The 26975-nt window shown below is 71.0% G+C and carries 24 protein-coding genes; 12 read left to right on the top strand and 12 right to left on the bottom strand.

Going from position 1 to position 26975, the window contains the following annotated elements; genetic code table 11:
- Positions 1 to 19 precede the first annotated feature (19 nt).
- From ACZ3H8_RS04945 to ACZ3H8_RS04920, 6 genes are all read right to left on the bottom strand, one after another.
- Positions 20 to 883, bottom strand: a complete 864-nt coding sequence (locus tag ACZ3H8_RS04945; protein WP_467397432.1) for an amidohydrolase family protein — start codon at positions 881 to 883, stop codon at positions 20 to 22.
- 4 nt (positions 884 to 887) lie between these two features.
- On the bottom strand, positions 888 to 1199 hold the full coding sequence (locus ACZ3H8_RS04940; protein WP_467397430.1) for an L-rhamnose mutarotase: 312 nt from the start codon (positions 1197 to 1199) through the stop codon (positions 888 to 890).
- A complete protein-coding gene (locus ACZ3H8_RS04935) occupies positions 1199 to 2191 on the bottom strand; it encodes an aldo/keto reductase (RefSeq protein WP_467397426.1) in 993 nt (330 codons plus the stop codon). The genes ACZ3H8_RS04940 and ACZ3H8_RS04935 overlap by 1 nt, the downstream gene beginning before the upstream one ends.
- Positions 2192 to 2310: 119 nt before the next feature.
- Positions 2311 to 3678 carry a wax ester/triacylglycerol synthase family O-acyltransferase gene (locus ACZ3H8_RS04930; RefSeq protein ID WP_467397424.1) on the bottom strand — a complete coding sequence of 456 codons (1368 nt, stop codon included), beginning with the start codon at positions 3676 to 3678 and terminating at the stop codon, positions 2311 to 2313.
- Positions 3679 to 3805: 127 nt separating this feature from the next.
- Complete coding sequence (locus ACZ3H8_RS04925) at positions 3806 to 5878, bottom strand: SpoIIE family protein phosphatase (protein ID WP_467397421.1); 2073 nt, start codon at positions 5876 to 5878, stop codon at positions 3806 to 3808.
- 53 nt (positions 5879 to 5931) lie between these two features.
- Positions 5932 to 6984 carry a DUF6777 domain-containing protein gene (locus ACZ3H8_RS04920; protein ID WP_467397419.1) on the bottom strand — a complete coding sequence of 351 codons (1053 nt, stop codon included), beginning with the start codon at positions 6982 to 6984 and terminating at the stop codon, positions 5932 to 5934.
- A 143-nt stretch (positions 6985 to 7127) separates the two neighbouring features.
- On the opposite strand from ACZ3H8_RS04920, the gene ACZ3H8_RS04915 reads away from it, so the two are divergent.
- Genes ACZ3H8_RS04915 through ACZ3H8_RS04905 form a run of 3 tightly spaced genes read left to right on the top strand, consistent with a single transcriptional unit; the run spans position 7128 to position 9875 of the window.
- Positions 7128 to 7946, top strand: a complete 819-nt coding sequence (locus ACZ3H8_RS04915; protein ID WP_467397967.1) for a YndJ family protein — start codon at positions 7128 to 7130, stop codon at positions 7944 to 7946.
- The gene (locus ACZ3H8_RS04910; protein ID WP_467397416.1) at positions 7943 to 8491 is read left to right on the top strand and encodes a DUF1990 family protein; all 549 of its coding nucleotides are present in this window, start codon (positions 7943 to 7945) and stop codon (positions 8489 to 8491) included. The genes ACZ3H8_RS04915 and ACZ3H8_RS04910 overlap by 4 nt, the downstream gene beginning before the upstream one ends.
- Positions 8469 to 9875 carry a lipase maturation factor family protein gene (locus tag ACZ3H8_RS04905; protein ID WP_467397414.1) on the top strand — a complete coding sequence of 469 codons (1407 nt, stop codon included), beginning with the start codon at positions 8469 to 8471 and terminating at the stop codon, positions 9873 to 9875. The genes ACZ3H8_RS04910 and ACZ3H8_RS04905 overlap by 23 nt, the downstream gene beginning before the upstream one ends.
- Here the strand turns inward: ACZ3H8_RS04905 and ACZ3H8_RS04900 are convergent.
- A complete protein-coding gene (locus tag ACZ3H8_RS04900; RefSeq protein ID WP_467397411.1) occupies positions 9853 to 12210 on the bottom strand; it encodes an alpha-L-fucosidase in 2358 nt (785 codons plus the stop codon). The two genes, ACZ3H8_RS04905 and ACZ3H8_RS04900, sit on opposite strands and share 23 nt — an antisense overlap.
- Positions 12211 to 12393: 183 nt before the next feature.
- Positions 12394 to 12567, bottom strand: coding sequence for a hypothetical protein (locus ACZ3H8_RS04895; RefSeq protein WP_307659785.1), 174 nt, complete (start codon positions 12565 to 12567; stop codon positions 12394 to 12396).
- A gap of 261 nt (positions 12568 to 12828) precedes the next feature.
- Here ACZ3H8_RS04895 and ACZ3H8_RS04890 point away from each other — a divergent pair, with 261 nt between their 5' ends.
- On the top strand, positions 12829 to 13665 hold the full coding sequence (locus ACZ3H8_RS04890) for an SDR family oxidoreductase (protein WP_467397408.1): 837 nt from the start codon (positions 12829 to 12831) through the stop codon (positions 13663 to 13665).
- Here the strand turns inward: ACZ3H8_RS04890 and ACZ3H8_RS04885 are convergent.
- The 3 genes from ACZ3H8_RS04885 to ACZ3H8_RS04875 all read right to left on the bottom strand — a co-directional run bounded on the left by ACZ3H8_RS04885 (position 13637) and on the right by ACZ3H8_RS04875 (position 16663).
- The gene (locus ACZ3H8_RS04885) at positions 13637 to 15100 is read right to left on the bottom strand and encodes an SDR family NAD(P)-dependent oxidoreductase (protein ID WP_467397405.1); all 1464 of its coding nucleotides are present in this window, start codon (positions 15098 to 15100) and stop codon (positions 13637 to 13639) included. The two genes, ACZ3H8_RS04890 and ACZ3H8_RS04885, sit on opposite strands and share 29 nt — an antisense overlap.
- Positions 15101 to 15257: 157 nt before the next feature.
- Positions 15258 to 15986, bottom strand: a complete 729-nt coding sequence (locus tag ACZ3H8_RS04880; RefSeq protein WP_467397403.1) for an SRPBCC family protein — start codon at positions 15984 to 15986, stop codon at positions 15258 to 15260.
- A 68-nt stretch (positions 15987 to 16054) separates the two neighbouring features.
- Positions 16055 to 16663 (bottom strand): ArsR/SmtB family transcription factor, encoded by a 609-nt coding sequence (locus ACZ3H8_RS04875; RefSeq protein WP_467397400.1) that lies wholly within the window; start codon positions 16661 to 16663, stop codon positions 16055 to 16057.
- A 423-nt stretch (positions 16664 to 17086) separates the two neighbouring features.
- Between ACZ3H8_RS04875 and ACZ3H8_RS04870 the strand changes: the two genes are divergently transcribed.
- From ACZ3H8_RS04870 to ACZ3H8_RS04835, 8 genes are all read left to right on the top strand, one after another.
- On the top strand, positions 17087 to 19228 hold the full coding sequence (locus ACZ3H8_RS04870) for a hypothetical protein (RefSeq protein WP_467397398.1): 2142 nt from the start codon (positions 17087 to 17089) through the stop codon (positions 19226 to 19228).
- Positions 19229 to 19346: 118 nt separating this feature from the next.
- Complete coding sequence (gene pelF, locus ACZ3H8_RS04865; protein WP_467397395.1) at positions 19347 to 20834, top strand: GT4 family glycosyltransferase PelF; 1488 nt, start codon at positions 19347 to 19349, stop codon at positions 20832 to 20834.
- Positions 20835 to 20881: 47 nt separating this feature from the next.
- A complete protein-coding gene (locus ACZ3H8_RS04860) occupies positions 20882 to 22192 on the top strand; it encodes a hypothetical protein (protein ID WP_467397393.1) in 1311 nt (436 codons plus the stop codon).
- 97 nt (positions 22193 to 22289) lie between these two features.
- Entirely contained in the window at positions 22290 to 23291 is a 1002-nt protein-coding gene (locus ACZ3H8_RS04855; RefSeq protein WP_467397390.1) for an SDR family NAD(P)-dependent oxidoreductase, read from the top strand.
- Positions 23292 to 23318: 27 nt separating this feature from the next.
- Positions 23319 to 24032 carry a nucleotidyltransferase family protein gene (locus ACZ3H8_RS04850; protein WP_467397388.1) on the top strand — a complete coding sequence of 238 codons (714 nt, stop codon included), beginning with the start codon at positions 23319 to 23321 and terminating at the stop codon, positions 24030 to 24032.
- A gap of 6 nt (positions 24033 to 24038) precedes the next feature.
- Positions 24039 to 24938 (top strand): NAD-dependent epimerase/dehydratase family protein, encoded by a 900-nt coding sequence (locus ACZ3H8_RS04845; RefSeq protein WP_467397385.1) that lies wholly within the window; start codon positions 24039 to 24041, stop codon positions 24936 to 24938.
- Positions 24939 to 24992: 54 nt separating this feature from the next.
- Positions 24993 to 25652: a spherulation-specific family 4 protein gene (locus ACZ3H8_RS04840; RefSeq protein WP_467397383.1), complete on the top strand. Its 660-nt coding sequence runs from the start codon at positions 24993 to 24995 to the stop codon at positions 25650 to 25652.
- Positions 25649 to 26446 carry an endo alpha-1,4 polygalactosaminidase gene (locus tag ACZ3H8_RS04835; RefSeq protein WP_467397380.1) on the top strand — a complete coding sequence of 266 codons (798 nt, stop codon included), beginning with the start codon at positions 25649 to 25651 and terminating at the stop codon, positions 26444 to 26446. The genes ACZ3H8_RS04840 and ACZ3H8_RS04835 overlap by 4 nt, the downstream gene beginning before the upstream one ends.
- 15 nt (positions 26447 to 26461) lie before the next feature.
- Here the strand turns inward: ACZ3H8_RS04835 and ACZ3H8_RS04830 are convergent, their stop codons facing one another.
- A complete protein-coding gene (locus tag ACZ3H8_RS04830) occupies positions 26462 to 26878 on the bottom strand; it encodes an ATP-binding protein (protein ID WP_467397378.1) in 417 nt (138 codons plus the stop codon).
- Positions 26879 to 26975 lie beyond the last annotated feature (97 nt).

Below are 26975 nucleotides of genomic sequence, written 5' to 3'. Positions count from 1 at the left end.
GGGCGGGGCGGGCGCAGGTTTACCGGGATTCACCGCGCGGGGGCAGTCCGTAGACGCGGCTCGCGGTGGTCTCGAAAACGGCGCGGCGTTCGTCGTCGGCCAGCCCGTGGGTGAGCGCGCGGGCGGCGGCGACCACCTCGGCGTAGCTCGCGGCGAGCCGGCAGACCGGCCAGTCGGAGCCGAACATCAGCCGGCCGGGGCCGAAGGCGTCGAGGACCGTATCGGCGTACGGGGCCAGATCGGGCGTGGTCCAGGTGGACCAGGCCGCCTCGGTGACCATTCCGGAGAGCTTGCAGACGGTATTGGGCTTGGCCGCGAGTGCGCACACTGCGGTCGCCCAGGGCTCCAGTTCCTCGGAGGCGATGGGCGGCTTGCCGAGATGGTCGAGTACGAAGGTGAGCTCGGGCAGCCTGGCCGCCGCCTCGGTCGCCGCGGGCAGCTGGTGCGGCAGCACCACGAGGTCGTAGACGAGTCCCGCCGAGGCGACGGCGGCCAGGCCGCGCAGTACATCGGGGCGGAGCAGCCAGGCGGGGTCGGGCTCGCCCTGGACCTGGTGGCGGATGCCGACGAGGCGGTCCCCGCCCGGGACTTCACGCAGGGCCGCGAGGGTGTCGGCGATGCCGGAGGCGGTGAGGTCGGTCCAGCCGACGACGCCCGCGACGAGGTCGCTGCCGTCGGCGATGGCGAGGAATTCCGGGGTCTCTTCGGCGACGGTGACCGTCTGGACGAGGACGGTGGCGCGTACGCCCGCGGCACGGGCCTCGGGGGCGAGATCGTCGAGGGAGAAAGTGCGCCGGATGGGGGCCAGGTCGGGGCCGGTGATCCAGCCCTGGTCCCGTACGGAGAGGTCCCACACATGGTGGTGGGCGTCGATGATCGCCATCGGCTCACAGCTCCCAGACGACGGGCAGTCCGGCTTCGGCGCCGTCCGCGGAGTAGTCGTGCACCACATCGAGGAGTTCGGCCATCCGGGCCTGCCAGGCGATGTTGACGGGCAGTTTCTCGAGTGCGGCGAGCAACTGGGCGTAGTCGGCACAGTCGAGGAGGTGGAAGAGGTCGGTACCGCTGCGCCAGATGGTCCAGGAGGTGACGCCGGCGGCGCGGATCGCGGCGGTGAGCTCCTTGGGGACTTCGCGGTGCGCCGCTTCGTACTCGTCGATGCGGTCGGCGCGCACCGTGGTGTGCAGGGCGACTCTCATCAGGCGTCCCCGTCCTTTCGGGCATACCTGTCCATCGGGAGCAGTCCTTCGGCGCGCAGTTCGTCCCAGAGCGCGGGCGGGACGGCCAGGGCCAGCATGTCGGCCGCGTCCCGTACTTCATCGGCCGAGCGGGCGCCGACCAGGGCGCCCGCGACGGCCGGATGAGCGAGCGGATAGTGGAGGGCGGCGGCGCGCAGCGGTACACCGTGGCGTTCGGCGACGGCCTTGAGCCGCAGAGCCCGCTGCAGGATGTCGTCGGGCGCGGCGGTGTAGTCGTACGTGGCCCCCGGGCGCGGATCGGCGAGCAACCCGGAGTTGAAGATTCCTCCGACGACAACGCTCTTGCCGCGGGCGGCGGCTTCGGGCAGCAGCTCGGCGAGCGCGCTCTGGTCCAGGAGGGTGTAGCGGCCGGCGCACAGGACGGCGTCGACGTCGGTGTCGCGGAGGAAGCGGGTGAGCATCGGTGCCTGGTTCATGCCGGCGCCGATCGCGCCGACGACGCCTTCGGCCCGCAGCCGCTCCAGCGCCGGGTAGCCGTGGCGGAAGGCGGCTTCCTCGTGCTCGTCCGGGTCGTGCAGATAGACGACGTCGATCCGGTCGAGGCCGAGCCGCAGCAGGCTCTCCTCGATGCTGCGGAGTACGCCGTCGGCGCTGAAGTCCCATACGCGGCGGTGGTCGGCGGGTACGGCGAAGCCGCCTGCGAGGTCGTCTCCGCCGGGCGGGCAGGGTTCGAGCAGCCGCCCGGCCTTGGTGGAGAGGGTGTACGCGTCGCGGGGACGGGTGCGCAGGGCCTCGCCCAGTCTGCGTTCGGACAGGCCGAGCCCGTAGTGCGGCGCGGTGTCGAAGGTCCGGATGCCCGCGTCCCAGGCGGCGTCGACCGCCGCCGCGGCGGCGGCGGGCTCCACGGGGGTGTAGAGATTGCCGATTCCGGCGGCCCCGAAGGACAGTTCGGTGATCTCGACCGTGCTGCGTCCGAGCGTGCTCCGTCGCATTCCGCTGCTGCCCCTCGCTGTGGCGTTCACCGATCACGACGAATATTCATCGGATCACTTGGGGGCGTCAACACCCTTGAGGGGGCGAGATCTTGCGCCGGACCTCTGAGCTGTCCGATCTATCGGACCGGCATATCGAGCGAGGCCTCTCCAATCAGGTGGAGGAGTTCCACGAGCTCCTCCCCCAGGCTCCGCGCCAGCCGGTCGAGATCGGGCAAGGCCTTGCCATCGGCGACCAGGCCGACATGCACCCGCCCGTCATAGGTGGACATGGCAATGGCCAGGGACTGTCCGCGGGCGAGCGGTGCCATCGGATAGACCTCGCGCAGCGGGCAGCCGCCCAGCGACAGGGCCGAGCGCGGCAGCGGCACGTTGGTCACCAGGACGTCGAAGAGCATCCGGGCCGCGCCGCCCGCCAGCGGCGCGCCGAACCGGTGTGCGAGCGGCGGCAGTTGATCGGCAAGCACGGCCAGCGCCCCGGCGCCACGCGAAGGACCAGCCGCCTTGTTGCGGTCCATGGCGGTACGTACGGCGTCGAGCCGTGAACGCGGATCGGGGTCGGAGACCGGAAGTTCCAGCAGATACGCGGAGAACTTGTTGCCCGAGCCGGGCGGGCTGCCTGGCCTGCGCTGGGAGACGGGCACCAGGGCGCGCGGGTCGGCGGCCGGCAGCCGCTCGCCGCGCTCGTCCAGCCAGCGCCGCAGCCCGCCCGCGACGATGGCGAGCAGCACATCGTTGGCGGTGCCGCCCACCGCCCTGCGTACGCGCTGTACGTCTTCCAGGTCGAGTACCGCGGTGCCGAGTCGCCGTGTGCCGCTCGAACCGGCAGTGAGTGCGGCCATGCCGCGCGGGTCGAGCCTGCTGGCACGTACGACCGAGGCCCCAACTCCGACGGCCCGGCCCAGCTCCTCGATCCGGCCGCGGGCGAAGCCGGCCACCTGCGAGGGACCCGCGAACCAGGACCGGGGCGGCACGGTGCGCGCCCGCCGTACGCCGACCGTGCGGGCGTCGGCGATCTGGTCGAAGATGCCGGCCCCGATGGCGACCGCGCGCATGCCGTCCGCCAGCGCGTGATGCAGCTTCACCAGCACCGCGAACGGGCCGCCCGGCTCACCCGTCAGGAGGTACATCTCCCACGGCGGCAGACCTCGTTCGAGAGGCCGTTCCATCAGCTCGCCGGCAATCCCGGCGGCCTCGGTGGCGAAGTCGCCTGCCGGGAGGCGGACATGGTGCACATGCCGTCGTACGTCGAAGTCCTTGGCCACGGTCCAGCGGGCGCCGCCGACGGGCAGCAGGACATCCCTCACCCGCATCCGCAGCCGGCGGATTGCGGCGGCGCGCGTGGCGAGCAGTTCGAGGACGCTGTCGCCGCTCCGCGTCCCGGGGGCGGGCGCGAAGAAGGCGAGGGCACCGAGGTGCATCGGATGACCGGCGGACTCGAGGTGCCAGAACGCCAGGTCGAGGGGGGCAAGAAGCTCGCTGCTCAAGGGGACCTCTTGTCCTAGAAGGTGTCCTAAAGGATGTCCTGAAGGGCCACAGAGTACGAAGTCAAACGCCTGCGGTCGGTTACGGTCAAGTACGATCACTTCACGCACAGTTAACAACAGGTTTCCATCAGTTGGGCGGCCTGTCGGGGACTATGAACTCGCACCAGACGCATTTGCCGCTGCCCCTGGACTCCACGCCCCAGGCCTCCGCCAGTCGGTCCACCAGCATCAGCCCGCGGCCGGACACGCCCGACTCGCCCGCATCACGCCGACGCGGCAGCGCACTGGAGCGGTCCTCGACCTCCACCCGCAGCCGCCGCTCCGGGCCGGACAGCACCCGGATGGTCACGATCGCGCCGCCGTCCGTGTGCATCAGCGCGTTGGTGATCATCTCGTCGGCAGCCAGCTCTATCTCGTCCGACCGCTGGCGCGCGCCCCAGGCCCGTACGGCCGCCCGGATCATGTGCCGGGCCGAGCGAAGCGCCTCCGGGTCGTTCTGCCCGACATGCTGCCGCAGCCGGCCGCCCGCCTGCGGGGTGTACGCGCCCTTGCGGCGCAGCAGCAGGATCGCCACGTCGTCGTCGCCACCCCGCTCGCCCGCCACCTCGCACAGATGGTCGGCGAGCAGCTGCAGATCGCGCGGGCCGCCGCGCACCTGCGCGGTCAGCAGCTGCATCCCGTCGTCGAGATCGGCGCCGGGCTGCTCGACCAGTCCGTCGGTGTAGAGGAGCAAGGTCTGGCCGGGGTCCAACTCGACGGTGCTGACGGGGTATTCGAGCTGCCCGAACTCCGCCGAGAGCCCCAGCGGCAGCCCACCCTCCACCGGCAGCCGTCGGCAGCTTCCGTCGATGTCCCGGATCAGCGGGTCGACATGCCCCGCCCGCACCAGCTGCACCACACCGGTGGACAGATCGGCCTCCGCGTACGTGCAGGTGGCGAACCGGTCGGTGTCGAGCTCATCGAGGAAGATGGAGGCGCGCGCCATCACGGTGGCCGGGGTGTGCCCCTCGGCCGCGTACGCCCGCAGCACGATGCGCAGCTGCCCCATCACCGCGGCCGCGTCCACGTCATGCCCCTGCACGTCGCCGATGACCGCGCCCACCCGCCCGCCGGGCAGCGCGATGATGTCGTACCAGTCGCCTCCGATGTCCCGGCCCATACGGGCAGAGCGGTAGCGCACCGCGATCTGCGCCCCGGGCACAGCGGGGATCCGGCGCGGCAGCATCGCCTGCTGGAGGCCTTCGGCGAGATCGTGCTCCTGTTCGTAGAGCATGGCGCGCTGGAGGCTCTGGGCGATGCTGCTGCCGAGGGCGACCAGCAGATTGCGCTCCTCGGAGCTGAAGCCGGTCTTGTCGCCGTACAGCAGGCCGAGCGCCCCTATGGGGCGGGCCTGGGCGATCAGCGGCAGATAGGCGGCCGAGGTGATCTTGAGATCTTTGATGTGCGGCCAGAGCAGCGGATATGACTCGGCGAAGTCCCGTTCGGACTCGATGAAGCGGGGCGTGAGGGTACGCACCACCTCGCTCATCGGGTACCCCTCGTCGACGCGCGTGTAGCGGGTGCCCGGCACGAACGAGCCTTCCGGCCCCTCGGCGACCAGATGGATCCGGCCCGATTCCAGCAGCCCCATGACCAGGCTGGTCGCGCCGAAGTGCTCCAGGCCGTGCGAGTCCCTCAGTACGTCGATGACGTCCTGGACGGTCCTGGCGTGGGCGAGGGCCGCGGTGGTGCTCTCGACGACGCTGGTCTGCCGACGGCGCTCGACTTCGACTTCGAGGCGCTCCCTGGACTCGGCAAGCTCTTCGGTGGCGTCGCGGACGATGCCGATGATGCGCAGCGGGCGGCCCGTCTCGTCGCGGCGGACGGAGGCCTGCGTGTGGGCCCAGCTCAGGCTGCCGTCGCGGCGGCGGATGCGGAAGTACGCCCCGTAGCGGTCACTGCCGTTCTTGAGCGCCTGCGCCACCAGGGTGTCCAGCCGGGCGGCCTCGTCCGACGGCACCCGGGAGGCCAGACTCTCCGGGCGGCCGTCGTACTCGCCGGGGCGCAGATCGAACACCTCGTGACCGGGCTGGTCCAGGTGCATCAGCCCGCTGACCAGGTCCCAGTCGAAGCTGCCCATGCCGTTGAGGGTCAGGCTCAGATCCGGGTCGGCCGGCCAGTCGTCGGGAAGCGACAGGGCACCCGCTGCCCGATCAACCATGGGGCCACTCTGCCATCATTTGTCGGATTCTTCGACCGGTTCGGAGGGCATGCTCAGCCCTGGAAGGTGTCCGGCGACGCCGGCTCCTCGTTGGGGATGAGCAGGTCCGGCTGGGACGGTGTGACCCCCTCGTCGGAGGGCACATCGGGGTTGACCGGCGGGGGCAGTGCCTCGCTCGGTGTGTCCAAAGGCGGTTCGGCAGGCGGCTCCACGGGCGGGCTGACCGGCTGCTCCGGTGTCGTCGGCGTGAGACTGCCGTCGCTCGGCACGTTGGAGACACCGGGCTCGGGCGTCACCGGCGGATAGACGAAGACGTCGTCCGGGGTCACCGGCGGGAGCACGTCGGGCCGCTTGTCCAGCTCGCCGTCGGTCCCGGCCTGCCGGTCGATCCAGGTGTTGGTGACGATGTTGACGATGACGAAATTGTTGATGACCTGGGTGGTCGGCTTGATGACGACGACCCGGTCCGGCTGGTAGCCCGCCCAGGACTGGCCGTTGTGGACCACGGCGCCCTTGACGGCGACCGGCGGCTTCAGCGGGTTTCCGCAGGCACACCGGACGCGCGGCGTGCCGTACTGGTCCACCAGCACGGCGGTCCCGGCCTGCAGCACGGACTGATAGGTGGTGGCGGTGCCGTCGCGGAAGCCGTGGCTGGTGACGCGGGTGTCGGCGCGCAGCACGACGGGCGTCAGTCCACGCAGATAGTCCGGGACCTCAGTCTGGGAGACGTCGGCGGCCCGGGCAAAGGCGCGCTCCTTGGCCTGGTCGGCGACGAGGAGGTTCACCTGCTGCTCGACGTCGCAACTGCCCAGCGATTGCGTGCCGCCGTACAGGCCTGGCGTCGAGCCGGAGAGAGTGCGCAGCGTCTGCCCCCCTGGGGGGCTGCTCGGTACACCGGACGGGACGGACGGCGGAGGCCCGATGTCGTTCCTCACCGTGGAGGCGGTGTACGGGTCCGGGCCCCGCGCCGCGGCAGGCTCGAGGTAGACCTCCGAGTCCGTGGCCGCCCTGCTGCTGCCGCCGCATCCGGCGACCAGGAGCATGCAGGACAGCGCCGCGAACAGCCCGGCGACCGCCGCGTACCGACGGCGAATGGGTGGACGCACAAAAGTCTCCCGCCTCTTCACCCCAACTGGTTCCTCAAGTTCTGCCGGATACCCGCCACCCCCGCGACTTGAACGCGTTCAAGTAAGCGCATAGTCTCGACCGCAAGGAATTGAACGCGTTCAAGCCTGGGGTGGGGTGCGTGGTGTCCGTACTGGTCAGCCTGATCGTGATGCTCGGCATGCTGGTGGTCGTGCCTGCGGGACTCCGCCTCATCGACGCCGCCGGCCTCGCGCCCATTCGGCGGACATGGCCGCTGTTCGCGGTCCCGGGAGTCATCTCCCTCTGGCTGCCGCGCTCGACCACGGCGACCGTGCTCGCGGCTGTATACGCGCTCGGCACGCTGGCTCTCGCCGCGCATGCCCCACGCAGGCTGGTCCGGACCCGATCGCTCGCGCCCGCAGAAATCGCGGTGCTCACAGCGCTCGTGACCCCGTCGGTCGCCGGTGTCGCACTCGTCGCGGAACGCTCCGGGCACGAGCTCTTCGGCTTCAGCCTGCCGATCCTGGCGCTGACCGTGCCGCACTTCCACTTCGCCGGGTTCGCGGCCGCGCTGGTGGCGGGCCTGGTCTGTCGCACATCGGCCGGTCCTGCCGGGCGCTTCGCAGCGCTGAGCGTGCCGCTCGGCACCCTTCTCGTCCTGGCCGGCTACTTCCTGGACGACTGGGCCGAGCTGCTCGGTGCACTCGTACTGACCGCGGGCATGTGGGCCGTCGCGCTGCTGACCTGGCGCGACGTCCGGGCCGACGGCCGCGACCGGTTCACCCGCGGCCTGCTCGCCGTCTCGGCCGCCGTGCTGGTGGCGACGATGCTGCTCGCCCTGAGCTGGGCGCTCGGCGAGGCTACCGGTCTGCCCCACCCGACCCTGACCTGGATGGCCGCCACCCACGGCCTCGGCAACGCCCTCGGTTTCGCACTCTGCTCGGTGCTGGCCTGGCAACGACTCAAGGAGACGGCCGCATGAATCGCGTACACGCCCTCAACTATCCCGAGACCGGCGCCACCCGGCTCGGCCCGCTGCCCGACGGCTACCACCATCTCCACCACACCACCCGGATCGGCCGCGGCCACGCCGTCTTCGAGGCGGCGGGCGCGGCGGTCACCAGCTGGCGGATGCACCGCGGGTCGGGCGCCCGGGTGCGCACCACGGCGGCGCGGGCCGAGCCCGGCGCCCGGCTCGAGGTCTCGCTCGGGGTCGGCCGGCTGCGGTTCACCGCGCCGTGCGAGGTGATCTGGACGGCGTACGAGAAGGACCGGACGGGGTTCGCATACGGCACTTTGGCGGGGCATCCCGAGCGCGGTGAGGAGTCGTTCATCGTCGACATCCGCGACGACGGCTCGGTGTGGTTCACCGTCATGGCCTTCAGCCGTCCGGCGAGCTGGTACACCCGGCTCGCGGGTCCGCTCGTACCCGTGGTGCAGAAGTGGTACGCCAAGCGGCTCGGTCGTACGGTGCGACGGCTTGCCACGGCCGATACTGGAGGTGATGGAGTGGTTCAGCGACGGTGACTACTGGCTCAGCCGACTGGTCTTCCAGCGGGCTCTGGCCGCCGTGTATCTGGTCGCCTTTCTCACCGCCGCCCTGCAATTCCGGGCGCTGATCGGCGAGCGGGGCATGCTGCCGGTGCCCGCGTACGTACGCCGGGTGCCGATGCGCCGTGCACCGAGCCTGTTCCAACTGCGCTACTCCGACCGCCTGTTCGCCCTCTGCGCCTGGGCCGGCTGCCTGCTCTCGGCGGCGCTGGTGGCGGGCGCGGCCGACCATGTCCCGCTCGCGGCCGCGATGGCGTGGTGGGCGGCGCTGTGGGTGCTGTATCTGTCGATCGTCAATGTAGGCCAGACGTGGTACGGCTTCGGCTGGGAGTCACTGCTCCTGGAGACGGGCTTTCTCGCGGTCTTCCTCGGCAATGAGCGCACGGCCCCGCCCGTGCTGGTCCTGTGGCTGCTGCGCTGGGTGCTGTTCCGGGTGGAGTTCGGCGCGGGGCTGATCAAAATCCGCGGCGACGAGTGCTGGCGCAAGCTGACCTGCCTGGACTTCCACCACGAGTCCCAGCCGATGCCGGGACCGCTGAGCTGGTTCTTCCACCATCTGCCGAAACCCCTCCACCGGGTCGAGGTGGCTGCCAACCATGTGACCCAGCTCCTCGTCCCCGTGTTGCTGTTCACCCCTCAGCCGATCGCGAGCGCGGCCGCCGGGACGATCGTGCTGACCCAGCTGTGGCTGGTGCTGTCCGGCAACTTCGCCTGGCTGAACTGGCTGACCATCGTGCTCGCCCTCTCCGCCGTGGACGGCTCGCTGATCGCGGATCCGCCCGCGCTGCCCGCGCCCCCGCTCTGGTACGAGATCGTGGTGATCGCCCTCACCGCCCTGGTCGTCGGCCTCAGTTACCGTCCGGCGCGCAATCTCTTCTCGCGGCGGCAGCAGATGAACCGGTCCTACGATCCGCTCCATCTGGTCAACGCCTACGGCGCGTTCGGCTCGGTCGGACGGGTGCGGCACGAGGTAGTGGTCGAGGGCACGGACGAGAAGGTGCTCCATCAGGGCACGGTGTGGCGGGAGTACGAATTCAAGGGCAAGCCGGGTGATGTACGCAGGCTGCCCCGCCAGTTCGCGCCCTACCATCTGCGGCTCGACTGGATGATGTGGTTCGCCGCGCTGTCCCCCGGCTACGCGGCCTCCTGGTTCGGCCCGTTCATGGAGCGGCTGCTGGACGGCGACCGGGACACGCTGCGGCTGCTGGGCCGCAACCCGTTCCCGGACGCCCCGCCCGCGTACGTCCGCGCCAGGGTGTACCGCTACCGGTACACGACCTGGCGCGAACTGCGGGCCACCGGCGCCTGGTGGCACCGCACCTATGTGCGCGAGTTCCTCAGGCCGACCAGGCTACTTTGAACACCCAGACGTGCTTGCCCGCCCGGCGGGCCGCGGCAGGCACGTCGATCGCCAGCTTGCCGCCGGTCGTACGCCAGGCCAGCGGCCGTCCATGACCGAGCATGGTCACCTTGTCGCCGGGCCGGACGGGCACCGGGGCCTCGACGGTGAGCGGGCTGCCCGGCGCGGCGAGCGAGTGGATGTAGAAGGCCTTGTCCGGGCGGACGGTGAAGCGCAGATCCTCGCCGAGCTGCGGCATCCGCGCCCAGTACGTACTGCCGTAGATCGCCTCGCCGTTGACCTTCAGCCACTCGCCCGTCTCACGCAGCCGGCGCTGCATGATCTCGGGGATGGTGCCGTCGGCGCGCGGCCCGATGTCGAGGAGGAAGTTGCCGTTCTTGGAGACGATGTCGACGAGTGAGTGCACCACCTCCTCGGTCGTCATATAGCGGTCGTCGGGCGTGGCCGCGTTGTAGCCGTAGCTGAACGGGTCCAGGCCGCGGCTGGACTCCCACTTGTCGGTGACGATCGAGTCGTACGTCGTGTACTCGGGCGTCGTGAAGTCGTGCGGACCGATTCCGGAACGGTTGTTGACGGTCACCTCGATGGGCCGGGCCCGGTTCTTGGCGTGGTTGAAGTACTCCGCGAGCACCCGGTGGCTGTCGTTGGCGCCGCCGATGTCGCACCACAGGACCTCGGGGTCGTATCCGTGGATCAGCTCCAGCATCTGCGGGGCCTGCAGGTCCTTGATGTAGTCCCCGGGCCGGTGTCCGGTGTACGGAACGGGCTCCAGCGTGTACGGATTGCGCGGCGCGTGCCCCGTCCAGGGGTTGTCGGGGTTGAACCACTCGGGCATCGAGAAGTACAGACCGCGATGGAGTTCGGGGGCGTAGCGGCGGGAGGCGTCGAAGAGCTCCTTGATGAGGTCCCGCTTGGGGCCCATCTTCACGGAGTTGCGGTCGCTGACCTTGGTGTCCCAGAGGGCGAATCCCTCGTGGTGCTTGGAGGTCAGGACGTGGTACTGCGCGCCGGCGTCGCGGAACAACTCGACCCAGGAGCGCGGATCGAAGCGTTCGGCCCGGAAGCGCGGTATGAAGTCGTCGTACGCGAAGGACTCTCCGTACGTCTGGCGGTGATAGGCGTACGTCGGGTTGTTCGGGTCCTGCATGTGACTCCAGTACCACTCGGCGTACTGCTTGCCGACGGGCGCCCATGCGGGCACGGAGTAGACGCCCCAGTGGATGAAGATCCCGAACTTCACGTCCTGGAACCAGTACGGCGCCTGATGGGTGTTGAGCGATGCGTCGGTGGGCTGATAGTCGGGGACGCCGAGGGTGAGCGCCCGCCGGGCGGCAGCCGCCTGCTGGCCGCGGCCGCGGGCGACCACCGTGCCGTCCTGGGTGGTGCCGGGTTCGGTGCCCGGACTGCGGCGGATGCCGATGCGGACCCTGGCCTGGTCGCCGGGGGCGAGCCGGGTGACGGGGGCGGGCGCGACGGTGCGGGCGCCGGGCACGTCCACGGAGAGGGTGAGCCGGTCGGAGGCGAGGATGCCGACCGTGCCGACGTTGATCACGGTGGCCTCGACGCTCTGCGCGCCCGAGTCGAGCAGGGAGGTCGTGGAGTGCGCGTCCCGCAGCGCCAACGCCCGTCCCTGGGCGGCCGGTTGCAGGGTGAGCGCGAAGATGTGGAGGGAGCTCCTGTTCGGCTGCGCCGGATTGGTGACCGGCAGCGTGAGTGCCACAGCCTGTCTGGTGGAGTCCATGGCGAGCTCGGCGGTGGCGATGACGACCTGGTGCGGGTCCTTCTGTCCGGCCGGGTTGTAGCGGTAGGGGGCAGTGAGGGGACCGCTGCCGGAGTACCAGTCGGGGCCGCCGAGCGCCGCCTCCTGGGTGGTGCCGTCCGCGTAGTGGACGGTCGCCTTGCCGGATGCCGCACCGTAGCTGCCGGCGACGAGGAACAGGCCGGAAAGATAGCGGCCCTTGGGGAGTTCGATGCGCTGTCCGAGGGCGACGATGTTGTTCTTGGCGCCCGCCGTGGCGGCGGGGAAGAGGTACGCGATGCCGTCGATGTCCAGCTGTCCGGAGGGGAGTTCCTCGCCGGGGAAGGTGTAGCCGGAGCCGTCGAAGTTACCGCCACGGGCTTCCGCGGTGTCGATGCCGTCGTTGTCGAACCAGCGCTCCAGCGGTACGGGCACGGCGGCGGGGACGGTGCCCCAGTCGCCGTCTCTCGCTTCCTCGTTCCCGTGTGCTGCCGCTGTCCGAGGGGTCGCATCGGCCGTGGCCGGGTGGATGAGGGCGGCGCCGACTGCCGCCCCCGCCGTCATTCCAAGTACATGGCGCCTGGGAAGTTCGGTCATGAGGTCCGATGATTGAAGCGTGACAGTGACCTGTCAATGCTCTCCGGACACAAGTGAAACTGCTTCTCCCACCCATCGGATGAATCAGCGTGACCTGCGGAATCGGCGACGGTGCGCGAGCGGCCCCCGAACGCCCCGTACCCCCTGCCGGTGCGGCAGGGGGTACGGGGCGAAGCGATCCGCTCAGTCGATGCCGGGCAGGATGTGCGGCTCGGCCAGGTCGTCCTCGTAGCCGGCCAGCCGGATCGGAGCCGATCGGGCCCAGACTTCCAGGCTGCCGAGTTCTTCGGGCCGGCCGGCCCGTTCGCCGCCGCGTTCCGGCGGTCGCTTCTCGTGCTTCTTCACATCTGATGTCACCGCGCACTCCTCTGTGTCGCGTAACTGGGACAGGGCAGTTCGGTCGCGGTGGCGCCGGTACTCGGGCGGGACCGCAGCCTGGTTGCAGACCTGTCCCAGGACGGCCAAGGGGGTTTCGTGGGCCCTTTGGTGGCGTCCGTTCACCCCAGAGTAACCAAATGAGCAGAGGTCCGCTCGATGGGGCCTGTAAATCTCCTGTAAACCAGCTCAATTCCGGCCAACGATCTGTTCCTGTGCGGAGCTTCGTGGGATCGTACGCGGATGATTTCCGGGCCTGCGCAGAACTGCCTCGAAGGCAGGACAGCCCTGGTGACAGGGGCTTCCCGTGGCATCGGCTTCGCCATCGCCGGCGCACTGGCCGGGGCGGGGGCCGATGTGGTGGTCACCGCACGGGACCCGGATGGAGTAACGGCGGCTGTGGCCAAGCTGCGGGACGCGGGAGCGCGGGCGGCGGGCTGTGCCGGCAGCGTGGCCGACCCGGCCCATCTCGATCGCTGCACCGCCCTCGCCGTGCGGGAGTTCGGGCGGCTCGACATCCTGGTCAACAACGCCGCTACGAACGCGCCCTACGGTCCGCTGATGGAGGCCGATCTTGATCAGTGGCGCCACGCGTTCGCGGTGAATGTGGAGGCGGCGCTGCGGCTGGTGCAACTCGCCTGGCGGGCCTGGATGCGTGAGCACGGCGGCGCGGTGGTCAACATCTGCACCGAGGGCACACACGGGGTGGGCCCGCGGGTGGGCGCGTACGGCACGAGCAAGGTGGCGCTGCGGCACCTCACCCAGCAGCTTGCCGGCGAACTCGCCCCGGCGGTACGGGTGAACGCGGTCTCACCGGGTCTCGTACGCACCGAAATGGCACGCTTCGTCTGGGAGGGCGCCGAGCGGCGGATCGCCGACGGGCTGCCGCTGGGCCGGATCGGCGAGCCCGACGATGTGGCGCGGGCGGTGCTGTGGCTGGTCTCGGACGAGTCCGCGTGGGTGACCGGGGCCGATCTGCTGGTGGACGGCGGTACGAGGGTGCGCGCGGCGGCGGGCACGGGCTCGTACGCCGTCCATGACCAGCTGCGGGCTACCAGTTCGCCGGAGCGTAGTCCTTGAGGAAGCAGCCGTAGAGGTCCTCGCCGCCCTCGCCGCGCACGATCGGGTCGTAGACACGGGCGGCGCCGTCGACCAGGTCGAGCGGGGCGTGGAAGCCCTCGTCGGCGAGGCGCATCTTGTCGGGGTGCGGGCGCTCGTCGGTGATCCAGCCGGTGTCGACGGCGGTCATCAAAATGCCGTCGGACTCGAACATCTCCTGGGCGCTGGTGCGGGTGAGCATGTTCAGCGCGGCCTTGGCCATGTTGGTGTGCGGGTGGCCCGCGCCCTTGTAGCCGCGGCTGAAGACGCCCTCCATGGCGGAGACGTTCACCACGTAGGTGCGCTTGGCCTCGGCCCCGGCCATGGCCGGGCGGAGCCGGCTGATCAGGATGAACGGCGCGGTGGAGTTGCACAGCTGCACTTCGAGCAGCTCGACCGGGTCGACCTCGGAGACGGTCTGGATCCAGCTGTTGGTGTCGTGCAGATCGGGGACCAGGCCGCCGGCGTCGATCGCGGTGCCCGCCGCGATGCGCTCCAGGGATGCCGAGCCGGAGACCAGCGCGAGGTCGGTCACGTCCTGGGCGGTCAGGCCCTCCCCGGCGGCGGACGGCAGCGCGGCGACGGAGTCCACGGCGCCGCTGCCGAAGGTGCCTATGACCTGGGCGGGCGGCAGCTCGCCCGCGGGCAGCGGGGCGGACTCGGCGGCGACCAGTTCGCTGTACGCCTGCGGGGAGCGGCGTACGGTCTGCGCGGCGTTGTTGATCAGGATGTCCAGCGGGCCCGCGGCGGCCACCGAGTCGGCGAGGGCGACGACCTGCGCGGGGTCGCGCAGATCGATGCCGACGATCTTGAGGCGGTGGATCCACTCGTCGCTGTCCGGCATCGCCTTGAAGCGGCGGATCGCGTCGTTCGGGAAGCGGGTGGTGATGGTGGTGTGGGCGCCGTCGCGCAGCAGTCGCAGCGCGATGTACATCCCGATCTTGGCCCGGCCGCCGGTGAGCAGGGCGCGCTTGCCGGTCAGGTCCGTGCGGGCGTCGCGGCGGGCCCGGTTCTCGGCGGCGCACCCCTGGCAGAGCTGGTGGTAGAAGGCGTCGACCTCGATATAGCGGGTCTTGCAGATGTAGCAGGACCGGGGGCGCTGGAGTATCCCCGCGATCTCTCCGGTGACGGACGAGGACGGCAGCAGGCCCTCCGTCTCGTCGTCGATCCGCTCGGCGGAGCCGGTGGCGGTGGCCTCGGTGACCGACTTGTCGTGAGCGGTCTTGGCGGCCCGGCGCTCCTGGCGGCGGCGCTGCTTCACGGTGCGGTAGATGCCGGCGGTGGCGCGCCGTACCGTGATCGCGTCGGGGTGGTCGACGTCCAGCTTGTCGAGTTCGTCGAGCACGCTGAGGCAGACGGCCAGGCGCTCCGGGTCGATGCCCGGGCCGTACACCGGGCTGTCCTCTGTCACCGTCATTGCCTTGCCGTTCCTCGATCACTCGCGCGCTGTGGGTTTCAAAAGCGCAACTTTACTGAGCAAAAGGGTGACGACAAAATCCCGTGACCGGGAGCTTCGCCCCCGGACCCCCAGGGAGGGTCCTGGGGCGAAGTCCCCGTCTGCTCCCACACCGGCCTCACGCAAACAGACCGGTCAGCCACTTCTGCCAGGCGTCCTCGTTCTTCCCCGCGTCCGCGTCACCCGCGAAGTCGTGCACGCTGACGCCGACCGGCGCACCGAAGTGGTTACGGCCGAAGATCCGGTACATCGCCTCGTCGGTGCGCAGCCCGATGAAATACGCGTTGCGGTAGTCCAGGACCGCGTCCACCGGTCCGGCGCCCGGCACCTCGACCCGTACCGTCGCGCCCTGGGCGGCGTCGTCCGCCAGCCCGAGTCCGCGGCTGACGACTTCGAGGCCGCCCGGGACGTTGGAGGCGGCGGGGGCGTCCAGCGTCGCGAACGTGGCGGCCCGGCCTGTGAAGTGCTTGAGGTACTGCCGCAGGGTGTGCAGATAGAAGTCGGTGTGCTTGTTGGCGCCGTCGTACTGGTTGTCCCAGTCCTCGACGAGGATGCCGCTGTGCACATAGCGCACCCATGAGCCGCCGCCCTCGCGCGGCTCGATGACATGCTCGAGCTGGTTGAAGGTCTGCTGGGGCACGCCCTCCGCGTCCTCGGTACGGCCGATGAGGCGGTGCGGCGGGTCCCAAGCGGTGACGGTGCCGCCGAAGGGGGCCGCACCGCCCTCCTTGGGCTCGTACTCCATGGGCCACAGCCAGCCCGCCGTGCCGGTGGTGATCGCGTCCCAGACCTGCTCGGGGCTCGCGTCGACCTCGAACTCGCGGACGATCTCGAATTCCTTGGACATGGTGACTCCTGATACTCAGGCGCTCTGCGGCGCGTAGACGATGTTCATGACGTCCTGCTGCTTCACCCTCATGACGCCTCCTCGATGGCGGGCGGGGTTTTCACGGTGGGGTGGAGGGCCACGACGATGCGGTGCTCGCGGCCACCCGGGGCACTCTCGTCGTGGTACTTGGCGATCAGGGCGCCGACGCCCTGGGTCAGCTCCTCCACGAACGCGGCCCGGTCGGCGGCGGAGGCGAAACGCACCTCGCCGTCGAGCGCGTACGTCGCAAGGCGCTTGCGGGCCTTGGCGGCGCCGGTGATCAGGGTGCCGACGTCGCGCACCAGCCGCGCGGCGACGGCGAGCAGCCAGCGCGCGGAGAGCTGGTCGCGGAAGCGGGCCGGGTCGGGCTGCACCGCGGCCAGAGCGAGCGGGGAGATGACGTACGAGGCCGCGGTGGCCCGCATCAGCCGCTCGGTGACATTGCCCTTCCTGCGCTCGCCGGCCAGCTCGACCAGGCCGTGCCGCTCCAGCGCCTTGAGGTGGTAGTTCACCTTCTGGCGGGGCAGCCCGACCCGGCCGGCCAGCATGGCGGCCGACGCCGGTCCGCCGGCGAGCTCGGCGAGCAGCCGGGAACGCATGGGGTCCAGCGAGACGGCGGCAGCCGCCGAGTCCTCGATCACGGTCACGTCCAACATGTCTCCACCGTCCCACCGAAAACTTTTTTTGTCCAGACTCATTTCATTGTCGGAGAGCGCGTCTGGCCGAATCCTGCGAGTAACGCGGAAGAATTTTCTTTGGTCCAGACCCTTGACGGTCGCGTCCCGTCCGGGAGTCTCTTCGCGCCCCCTTGACCTGTGCGTCCGGCGTCGGGGAGAGGCGGGACTGACGCCCCACGGCGTGTCAGAGACGGTGATCGGTGATGCACTCGGTCAGAGACATTGCATCCGTTTCGCGCCAGGTTTCACAATGCCCACACAGATTCCCCAAATTACGCCCCACTATGTGATCCGACAGAGAGCGGGACACGCGGGGCGTCCTAGACGCGCCGACCACCGCTGGGGGGGCAAGGGCATGCCGGACTTCGGTCCGGCATGCCCTTCCGGGGAGGAACCGAACACATGAGGCGCAGCGTCCGCACGGCTGCCTTGTCCACTACGAGCGCACTTCTGCTCGCATTCGCCGCACCGGCTGCCCAAGCGGCAGCGGCACCGGCGCCACGTATCGATCTGAGAGTCCTGGTGGTGGACGACGGGGGCCCTGCCACCGCCGCCATCACCGCCGAACTCGACGGCTCGGGAACGCCGTACACCCTGCTCGAACTGCATCGGGCGGACCGTCCCGTGATCGACGCGGGCTTCCTCGCCGACACCGTGGGCGGGCGGCCGCGAGCCAAGTACCAGGCCGTGGTGCTGCCCAACGACAACCCCTTCGGGGCCGGCTCGGCGGAGATGGCCGCTCTCGCCTCGTACGAGAAGAGCTTCGCGATCCCGCAGGTCGACGCCTACACCTACGCCCGCCCCGAAGTGGGCCTGGACTACCCCGTCAACGGCGGCTACAGCGGCTCGCTCGACGGCGCGCGGGCCGAGGTGACGGCCGCCGGCAAGACGGGCCCCTTCGGCTATCTCGACGGGTCCGTCCCCTTCGAGGACAACTCACCTTCCGTGGGCGAGAGTTACGCGCATGTTGCCAGGCCCGCCGCGGGCGCCGACTTCACCAGCTACGTGGACGCGCCACTGCCCGGCTCGCAGCAGCGCGGTTCGATCGTCGGCGAGTACCGCCACGACGGCCGCCGCGAGCTCGTCGTCACCTTTGTCTACAACCAGTACCAGCAGCAGTTCCGGCTGCTCGCGCGCGGCATTGTGAACTGGCTGACGCAGGGCGTCCAGATCGGCGCGGCCCGCAACTACTTCGCCGTCCATGTCGACGATGTCTTCGGCGCCGACGACCGCTGGGACAGCGTCCTCAACTGCACCCCGGGCGACGTGGACTGCGCGCCGGGACAGGGCGAGCCGGACCCGATCCGGATGACGGCCGCCGACGCGCAGTACGCGGCGCAGTGGTCCGCCTCCAAGGGCTTCACCCTCGACATGGTCTACAACGGCGGGGGCAGCGAGCTGTTCAAGGAGGAGCATGGCGGCAGCGACCCGCTCGCGCAGCAGCTGACCGCCGACAAGAACGCCTACCGGTGGGTGAACCACACCTACAACCACCCCTTCCTCGGCTGCGTCCAGGACGTCACCGTCGTCCCCTGGGTGTGCGCCAAGAACGCGGACGGGAGTACGAAGTACGTCAGCCGCTCCGCGATCTCCGCCCAGATCGGGGACAACCGCTCCTGGGCCCAGCGGGCCGGACTTCCGCTGCAGAGCGACGAGTTGGTCACCGGTGAGCACTCCGGGCTGCGGATCCTGCCGCAGCAGCCGGACGACAATCCGAACCTCGCGCCCGCGCTCGCCGACAACGCCGTCGCCTGGCTCGGCTCCGACAACTCGCGCGACCGGGCCCAGCGCCGGGTCGGCTCCGCCCTGACCGTCCCCCGCTTCCCGATGAACGTCTTCTACAACGCGGGCCGCACCGCCGAGCAGATCGACGAGTACAACTGGATCTACACCCGCTCGGCAGACGGCGGCAGCGGCATCTGCGAGACCGCGGCCAACTCCACCTGCCTGGCAGAGCCGCTGGACACCGCGACCGGGTACGCGGACTACGTGGTGCCGCTCGAGGCCCGCATCGGACTCGGCCACGCCCTCGCCAACGACCCTCGGCCGCACTTCATCCACCAGTCCAACCTGGCCGAGGACCGTATCGCCTACCCCGTGCTGAACCGCGTCCTCGACGACTACGCGGCCCTGTACGCGGACAGCACCCCGCTGGTGAATCTGCGCCAGCGCGACATCGGCGCCGAACTGCGCGACCGGGCCGCCTGGAACACCGCCGTCAAGGCGGGCCAGGTGACCGCCTACCGCATCGGCGACGCCGTCACCGTGCAGGCCCCCAGCGGCGTCCGGGTCACCGCGACCATGCCTTCCGGCACCCGGCAGAACCTGCTCCTCGGCACCGCCGACTTCGGCAGCGCATACGCCGGCGCGGTCTCCGGATGGGCCGGCCCGGGGCTGCTCCAGGACCGGGTCACGCTCACCCTGCCCGCCGCGACGCCGACGGCGGCCCGCACCGCGAAGGCCGCGCCGGTCCAGGCGTCCGCGCCGCGGCTGCCGCTGCCTGTGGGCGTGCGCCAGCGGGTCCCGTACGGCGTGACCGGCTGACGCCTCGCCACACGCGGTCCCGGGGCCAGTCCCCCGGGACCGCGCGCTCGACGCGCCGCCGCCCGCCCTTCGGGCGAGGCGCCCCCTTCCCTTCTCGCATCCAGGGGAGCAGTTCCACATGGCCGAGTCCTTATGCGCGCCGCGGTCCGGCGCGCCTCTGGTCACCCTCCTCACCGAAGGCACCTATCCGCACAGCCATGGCGGCGTGAGTGTGTGGTGCGACCAACTCGTCGGCGGAATGCCTGACTTCGACTTCCACCTCATCGCGGTGACCGGCACCGGCCGGGAGTCCCTCGCCTGGGAGCTGCCCGCCCATGTCGCCGAGCCCGTCAGCGTTCCCATGTGGGGGCCCGACCCGGCCGGAGCCGCGCCGCGCGGACGCCGACTGCGGCGGCTGACTGAGACGTACGAAAGGTTTCTGACCTCGCTCCTCGACCCGGCGGCCGAGGCGCACTTCGGTCCCGCGCTGTACGAACTGGCCGGGGCGGCCCGGGACGGCGTACTCGCGCCCGCGCTGCGCACCGACCGGGCCGTGCGCATCCTGGCCGCCGTCTGGAACCGCCGCGACCTGCCGGTGTACGCGGCCCGGCCCACCCTGCACGACGCGCTCACCGCCACCGATCTGCTGGAACACGCGCTGCGGCCGCTCGCGGCCGCGCCGCCGGAGCGGGGCGTCGCGCACGCGGTCAGCGGCGGCATAGCGGTCCTGCCCGGTCTGGTCGGCCGACAACTCCACGGCGTACCGCTGCTGCTCACCGAGCACGGGGTGTATCTGCGCGAGCGCTATCTCGGCTACCGCACGGGCCCCTACCGCTGGCCGGTGAAAGCGCTGCTGCTCGGCTTCTTCCGGCTGCTCGCCGAGGAGACATACCGCACGGCCGACCTGATCACTCCCGGCAATCGCTACAACCGGCTGTGGGAGGAACGCGGCGGTGCGGACCCGGGGCTCATACGCACGGTCTACAACGGCGTCGACCCGGCGGCGTTCCCGCCCGCCGGGCCCGAACCGGACGTGCCCACGCTGAGCTGGGCGGGCCGCGTCGACCCGATAAAGGACCTGGAAACCCTGATCCGGGCCTTCGCGATCGTACGGAAGGACCTGCCGGACGCGCGGCTGCGGCTCTTCGGCGGCACCCCGCGCGGCGGCGAGGCCTACCGCGAGCGCTGCGAGGCGATCGCCGCCGAGCTCGGGCACGCGGACGCCGTCACTTTCGAGGGGCGGGTCGACGACATACGGGACGCGTACGCGGCCGGCAATGTCGTGATGCTGTCCAGCATCAGCGAGGGCTTTCCGTTCACGCTGATCGAGGCCATGTCCTGTGGGCGCGCCACCGTTTCCACCGACGTCGGAGGGGTACGCGAGGCCGTCGGCGACAGCGGTCTCGTGGTGCCGCCGCGGGAGCCGGAGGCGATGGCGCGCGCCGCGCTGGAGCTGCTGCGTGATCCGCGGCGGCGGGCCGCGATGGGCGAGGCGGCGCGGCTGCGGGTGATCGAGCAGTTCACGCTCCGGCAGACCGTCGACACCTTCCGCTCGATCTATCTCGAACTCGCCCTGGGCGCCCATGAGCCGGCGGCCTCGGCATGGCCCGCGGAGGTCCTCGCATGAGCGGCCCGTTTCGCCTTCTGCCGGGCGACGGCGACACCCTGCCTGTCATGCCCAGGCCACGCCTCCGGACGCGCTCACGGCCCAGCTGGGCCGAGGACCCGATCGACGAGCTCGCCGAGCGTCTGGTCGAGCAGGTCGCGACCGCCGTCCATCCGTACGAGGTGGCCGCGCTGCTGGAGTCGGACGGTCTGACGGGTGAGCAGATCACCGAACGCTACGCGCGTCCGGACCTCTTCACGCTCGCCGAGGATCTGTACGCCCGCGTGCCGCGCCACTACCCGGAGCCGCCGCCCGCGCCCGACCCCTGGCGGCCCGACCATCTGCGCTGTGCCCTGCGCGGTCTGGTCTTCGCCCTGCCTGGCCTTGCCTATGTGCTGGGCGCCGGGCTGTGGCACGGCACGGCGGACGTCTCCGGGCTCATCGTCTCCGCGCTCGCGGCCTGGGCGTGGAACCAGGCGCTCAGCCATCGCGCGTATCTGCGGCTTGCGGCCGAGGGGAAGGCCGCAGCCGGGCGGACCCTGCGCATCGGCGCGCCCGCCGGTGCGCTGGGGGCGGCGGTCACGGGGCTGCTCGTATCGGGTCCCGGTACGGGCGCGGCCTTCGCCGCCGGTCAGTCCTGCTATCTCGCGGCGGCGAGCGTCCTGCTGGTCCTCGGCCGCGAACGGGCCCTGCTGCTCACCCTGTTGCCCGTGGCCGCCGGTGCGGGAGGCGTGCTGATACGGCAGCCCCCGGCACCACTCGCACTCGGGCTGCTGCTGGCGACGGTGACGCTCGCAATCCTGGCCGCCGGTCATGCCGTACGCGATGCCGTGCGATCCGAGACCACGGCCGCGGGGGCCACGCCCAGGGTGCTGCGCTCCCTTCCGTACGGGCTGTTCGGCCTCGCCGCGGGCCTGCTCGCGGCGCTGGCCGGGGCCGACGACCCGCGCTCGGTCGTCGTCCTCACGCTCAGCATGGGCTTCGCCGAGTGGCTGCTGTACCGCTACCGCTCGCTCGCGCTGGCCGCGCTGCGGGCGAGCACCACCAGTCGCGGCTTCACGCTGCGCGCCGGGCGGGCCCTGGCGTACTGCCTCGGCGCCTATCTGGCGGTGCTCGGTCTCGGCTCGCTGGTCGCGGGGACCTGGCCCGCTCCCCTGCTCGGCCTCGGTGCCGTGCTCTGGACCGCGCTGCTGCTGCAGGCGTTCTCGCTGGCCTGGACGCCCGCCGCCGTCACGCTCGCCGCCGCGGCCGCGGAAGCCACGGCCCACTTCGCCGGGCTGCCGCCCGGCCCCGCCCAACTGATCTGTCGCACCGTGGCGGCGGCCGTCCTGGTCGCCGCGGCCTGCCGGCTGCTCGGCCGGCCCACCGCACACCGCTGACCACATCCCACCTCAACGCACCGCCCACGGACCACTCACCACCGTCCACGGACCGCTCACCACCGACCACCCACCACCGACAACAGGAGCAACTGTCGTGACATCCAACGCGCTTGTCGCCGTCACCGGAGCCGAGGGCTTCATCGGATCGCATCTGACCGAGGCCCTCGTCGCCGCCGGCTACCGGGTCCGCGCCATGGCCCAGTACAACTCCTTCTCCTCCTACGGATGGCTGGAGACGCTCTCCCCCGACACCCTCGACCAGGTCGAGATCGTCCTCGGCGACGTCCGTGACGCCGGCTCCGTGCATCAGCTCGCCGAGGGCGCCGAGGCCGTCTACCACCTCGCCGCACTGATCGCGATCCCGTACTCGTACCGGGCCCCGCACAGCTACGTGGACACCAATGTCACGGGCACCCTCAATGTGCTGGAGGTGGTGCGCAAACTGGGGATCCCGCGCATGGTGCACACCTCGACCAGCGAGACGTACGGCACCGCGCAGACGGTGCCGATCACCGAGGACCACCCCATCAACACCCAGTCCCCGTACGCCGCTTCGAAGGCGGGCGGGGACCGGCTCGCCGACAGCTACCACGCCAGCTTCGGCACTCCGGTCGTCACCCTGCGCCCGTTCAACACCTTCGGGCCGCGCCAGTCGATGCGGGCGGTCATCCCGACCGTCATCGGCCAGGTCGCGGCGGGCGAGCGGGTCATCACCCTCGGGGATCTGCGCCCCACCCGCGACTTCCTGTACGTGAAGGACACCGCCCGCGCCTTCCTCTCCGTCGGCACCGCGCCCGCCGACGCCGTCGTCGGCCGCACCTTCAACGCCGGTACCGGCGGTGAGATCTCAGTGGGCGAACTCACCAGGCTGATCGGCAAGTTGATGGAGGCCGACCTCGATGTGCGCGAGGACGAGGAGCGCATCCGGCCGGCGGGGTCGGAGGTGATGCGGCTGGTCGCCGACGCGACTCGGCTGCGCGACGCCACCGGCTGGCAGCCCGGACACGACCTGGAGAACGGGCTCGTACGCACCATCGAGTTCTTCCGCAACCCGGCGAATCTCGCCCGCTACAAGACCGGCATCTACAACATCTGAGCCACCGGACCTGACAGGGGAGTCCCCATGCACGCAGTGATACTCGCAGGAGGCAAGGGCGTCCGGCTGCGGCCGTACACCACCGCTTTACCCAAACCGCTGGTGCCGATCGGCGACCAGCACGCGATCCTGGAGATCGTGCTGCGCCAGCTGGCCGCCGCCGGCTTCGTCAGCTGCACCATCGCGATCGGCCATCTCGGCCACATCATCCGCGCCTACGTCGGCAACGGCTCGCAGTGGGGGCTGCGCGTCGGCTACTCCACCGAGGAGAGTCCGCTCGGCACCATGGGTCCGCTGCTCACCATGATGGACCGGCTGCCCGACGAGTTCCTCGTCATGAACGGGGACATCCTCACCGACCTCGACTACGGCGACGTCCTCAAGCACCACCGGAATTCCGGCGCGCCGCTCACCGTCGCCACATACGCGCGCACGGTCTCCATCGACTTCGGCGTGCTCACCACCGAGTCCGGCCGGGTCGTCGGCTTCGCCGAGAAGCCGAGCATGGACTACCGCGTCTCCATGGGCGTATACGGACTCACCCGCGAGACACTCGCCGGCTATACGCCCGGTCTGCCGCTCGGCTTCGACGAGCTGGTGCTCGATCTGCTCAAGGAGCAGAACCCGCCGCACGCCTACGAGTTCGACGGCTACTGGCTCGACATCGGCCGGCCCGACGACTACGACCGGGCGAACGCGGAATTCACCACGCACCGCGGCCTGCTGCTCAAAGGAGCGTGACGGTCCGTGCGCATCCTCCTCCTGGGCTCCACCGGATTCCTGGGCGGGCACACCGCCGAGCAGCTGCGCGCCCTGCCGGGCGTGCGGCTGCTCGTCGGCGGCCGGTCCGCGGACGCCGACGTACGGCTCGACCTCACCGCCACTCCCGGCGCCCTCGCGGACGCGCTGCTGGCGGCCCGGCCGTCCGTCGTCGTCAACTGCGCGGGCCTGGTGGCCGACAGCGCCGTCCACCTCACCGACGTCAACGCACGCGGCCCGGCCGCGCTGTGCGAGGCCCTGGGCGACGCGGCACCCGACGCCCGGCTCATCCACCTCGGCTCCGCCGCGGAGTACGGGCCGACCGCGCCCGGCGAGCCGGTCACCGAGGCTGCCGCGACCAGGCCGCTGGGCCCGTACGGCGCCACCAAGCTGGCCGGCACGGTCGCCGTCGGCGCCTCGGGGCTCGACGCGGTCGTGCTGCGCGTCTTCAACCCGGTGGGCCCGGGAGCGCCTGCCGCGGGCCTGCCCGGGCGGCTCGCCGCCGAGCTGCGGCGGACCGCCGACGCCGACGACACAGTGCGGGTCGGCGACCTGTCAGCGCACCGCGACTTCGTCGACGTACGGGACGTGGCGGACGCGGTGGTGCGCGCCGCGACTGCCGAGGGTCCCCTGCCGCCGGTGCTCAACATCGGCAGCGGTGTGGCGACTTCGGTACGCGACCTGGCCCACGGTCTGGTCCGGACGGCCGGATTCCGCGGCCGCCTGGAGGAGACCGGCACGGGGTCGGCGCGCTCGACGGCGGTCTCCTGGCAGTGCGCGGACATCACGTCGGCCGCCCGGGCTCTCGACTGGCGGCCGAGGCGCTCTTTGGTCGACTCGCTGTACGACCTTTGGGCGTGGCCGACGCCGACGGGGGCGCCGCGATGAGGGGGCGGGTCGGCTCCGGCGAACCCGTGGCCTCCCCGTGAGCGGCGGACCGGCATGAGCATGCTCGTGCCCATGTACGTACACCCCGCCGTCGACCCCGCCGCCTGGCAGGCCCTCGTCGCGTCCGCTCCGCTCCTCTACGGCGTGGTGCTCAACGTCGACGACGGTCCCGGCGCCGCCCCGGACCCCGCGTTCGTCGCCGCCGCCCGCGAACTGCGGGCGGCCGGCGTGCCGGTGCTCGGGTACGCGGACACCGACTACGGGCGGCGGCCGGCCCGCGAGGTCGCACGGGACTTCGAGCGGCATCGCGACTGGTACGGCACGGACGGGTTCTTCCTCGATCAGGTCGCCCCCGACGCGGCCGGGCTGCGTCACTACCGGCGGCTCACCCGGGCCGCCCGGTCGCACGGCGGGCGGACCGTCGTCCTCAATCCGGGCGCCCACCCCACCCCCGGCTATGCCGCGCTCGGGGATCTGCTGATCACCTTCGAGGGCGACTGGGACAGCTACCGCGCCGCCCCGGTCGCCCCGACGTGGACCAACCGCCTTCCGCCGAGCCGGTTCTGCCATCTCGTGTACGGGGTTCCCCGCGGGCTCTGCCGGCTCGCGGCCCGTACCGCGGAACTGCGCGGCGCCGCGGTGCACTGTGCCGTAACCGGTCACGGCCCCAATCCCTGGTCGGCTCTGCCACCCGCCCTCCGGAAGGACTCATGAACCGCACGCCGTGTCTGCGGACCGCGATCCTCGCTCTTGCCCTCGCGATCCTCGCCGCGTGCTCGGGCCCGCCGCCGGACCCGTCGCCCCACCCGCGGCGCTGGCAGCCGAGGCCCGGAACCGCCTGGCAGTGGCAGCTCGACGGCCGGGTCGACGCCCGCGTCGACGTGCCCGTCTACGACATCGACGGGTTCGAGAACGACGCCGCGACCGTCCGCCGGCTCCACCGGGACGGCCGCAAGGTCATCTGCTATCTCAACGCGGGCGCGTGGGAATCCTTCCGCCCCGACCACGGGAACTTCCCCGCCTTGGTACTCGGCAGGGCCAACGGGTGGGAGGGCGAGCGCTGGCTGGACATCCGGCGTCTCGACATCCTCCGCCCGCTGATGGCGAAACGCATGGACCTCTGCCGCGACCGTGGCTTCGACGCGGTGGAGCCCGATCTGCTGGACGGCTATCTCAACGACACCGGGTTCCGGCTGACCGCCGCCCACCAGCTCGCGTACAACCGCATGATCGCGCGTCTCGCCCATGACCGCGGCCTGTCGGTGGGACTGAAGAACGATCTGCCCCAAGTCAGGCAGCTGGTACGGGACTTCGACTTCGCCGTGAACGAGGAGTGCGCGGAGTTCGGGGAATGCGCGGCGCTGAAACCGTTCGTGCAGGCCGGGAAGGCGGTCTTCCATGTCGAATACGCGCTTGAGGTCGACAAGTTCTGCAAGCCGGCGCGGGCACTGGGGCTCAGTTCCATGCGCAAGAAGCTCAACCTGGGGGTGTGGCGGCAACCGTGCTGAGCCGGGACGGCTCCCTCAGGACGCGGCGAGAACCGCCTGTACGGTCTTGCCGCCGCCGGGTCCGCCCCGTACGGCGAGGGTCTGCGCGAGCTCACGCACCATCACCATGCCCCGCCCGCACTCGTCCGTTTCCACCGGCGCGCACAGCCGCGGCGGAATCGGGCTGAGGTCCTCCACCTCGACGGTCACCAGCCCAGGATCGACGTGCAACCGCAGCCGGCAGCTGCTGCGGCCGTGCCGGGTGGCATTGGTGACCAGCTCGGAGACGACCAGGGTGGCATCCTCGACCTGGTCGCCGGAGAGCTTCTCGCCGCAGCCCCGGGTGAGGAAGGTCGTCGTCAGGTGCCGTGCCCAGCGGGCGGATGTCTCCGCCTGCGGCAGGACATACGTCGCGCGTGCGGCACGCCGACGCGAGCGCCTGTGCGCACGCATGTGCATCACTCCGTCCGGTAGAGCGGCCCAAATCAGCCAGAAATCGGCCGGGAAAGCCGACTGGGGCGGGCCGTCGGCGGTCCAGGCACAATGACAG

Source organism: Streptomyces sp. NPDC002868, assembly GCF_055563295.1.
The sequence above is the reverse complement of the archived record's forward strand: the minus strand, read 5'-3'. Positions and strand labels throughout refer to the sequence as shown.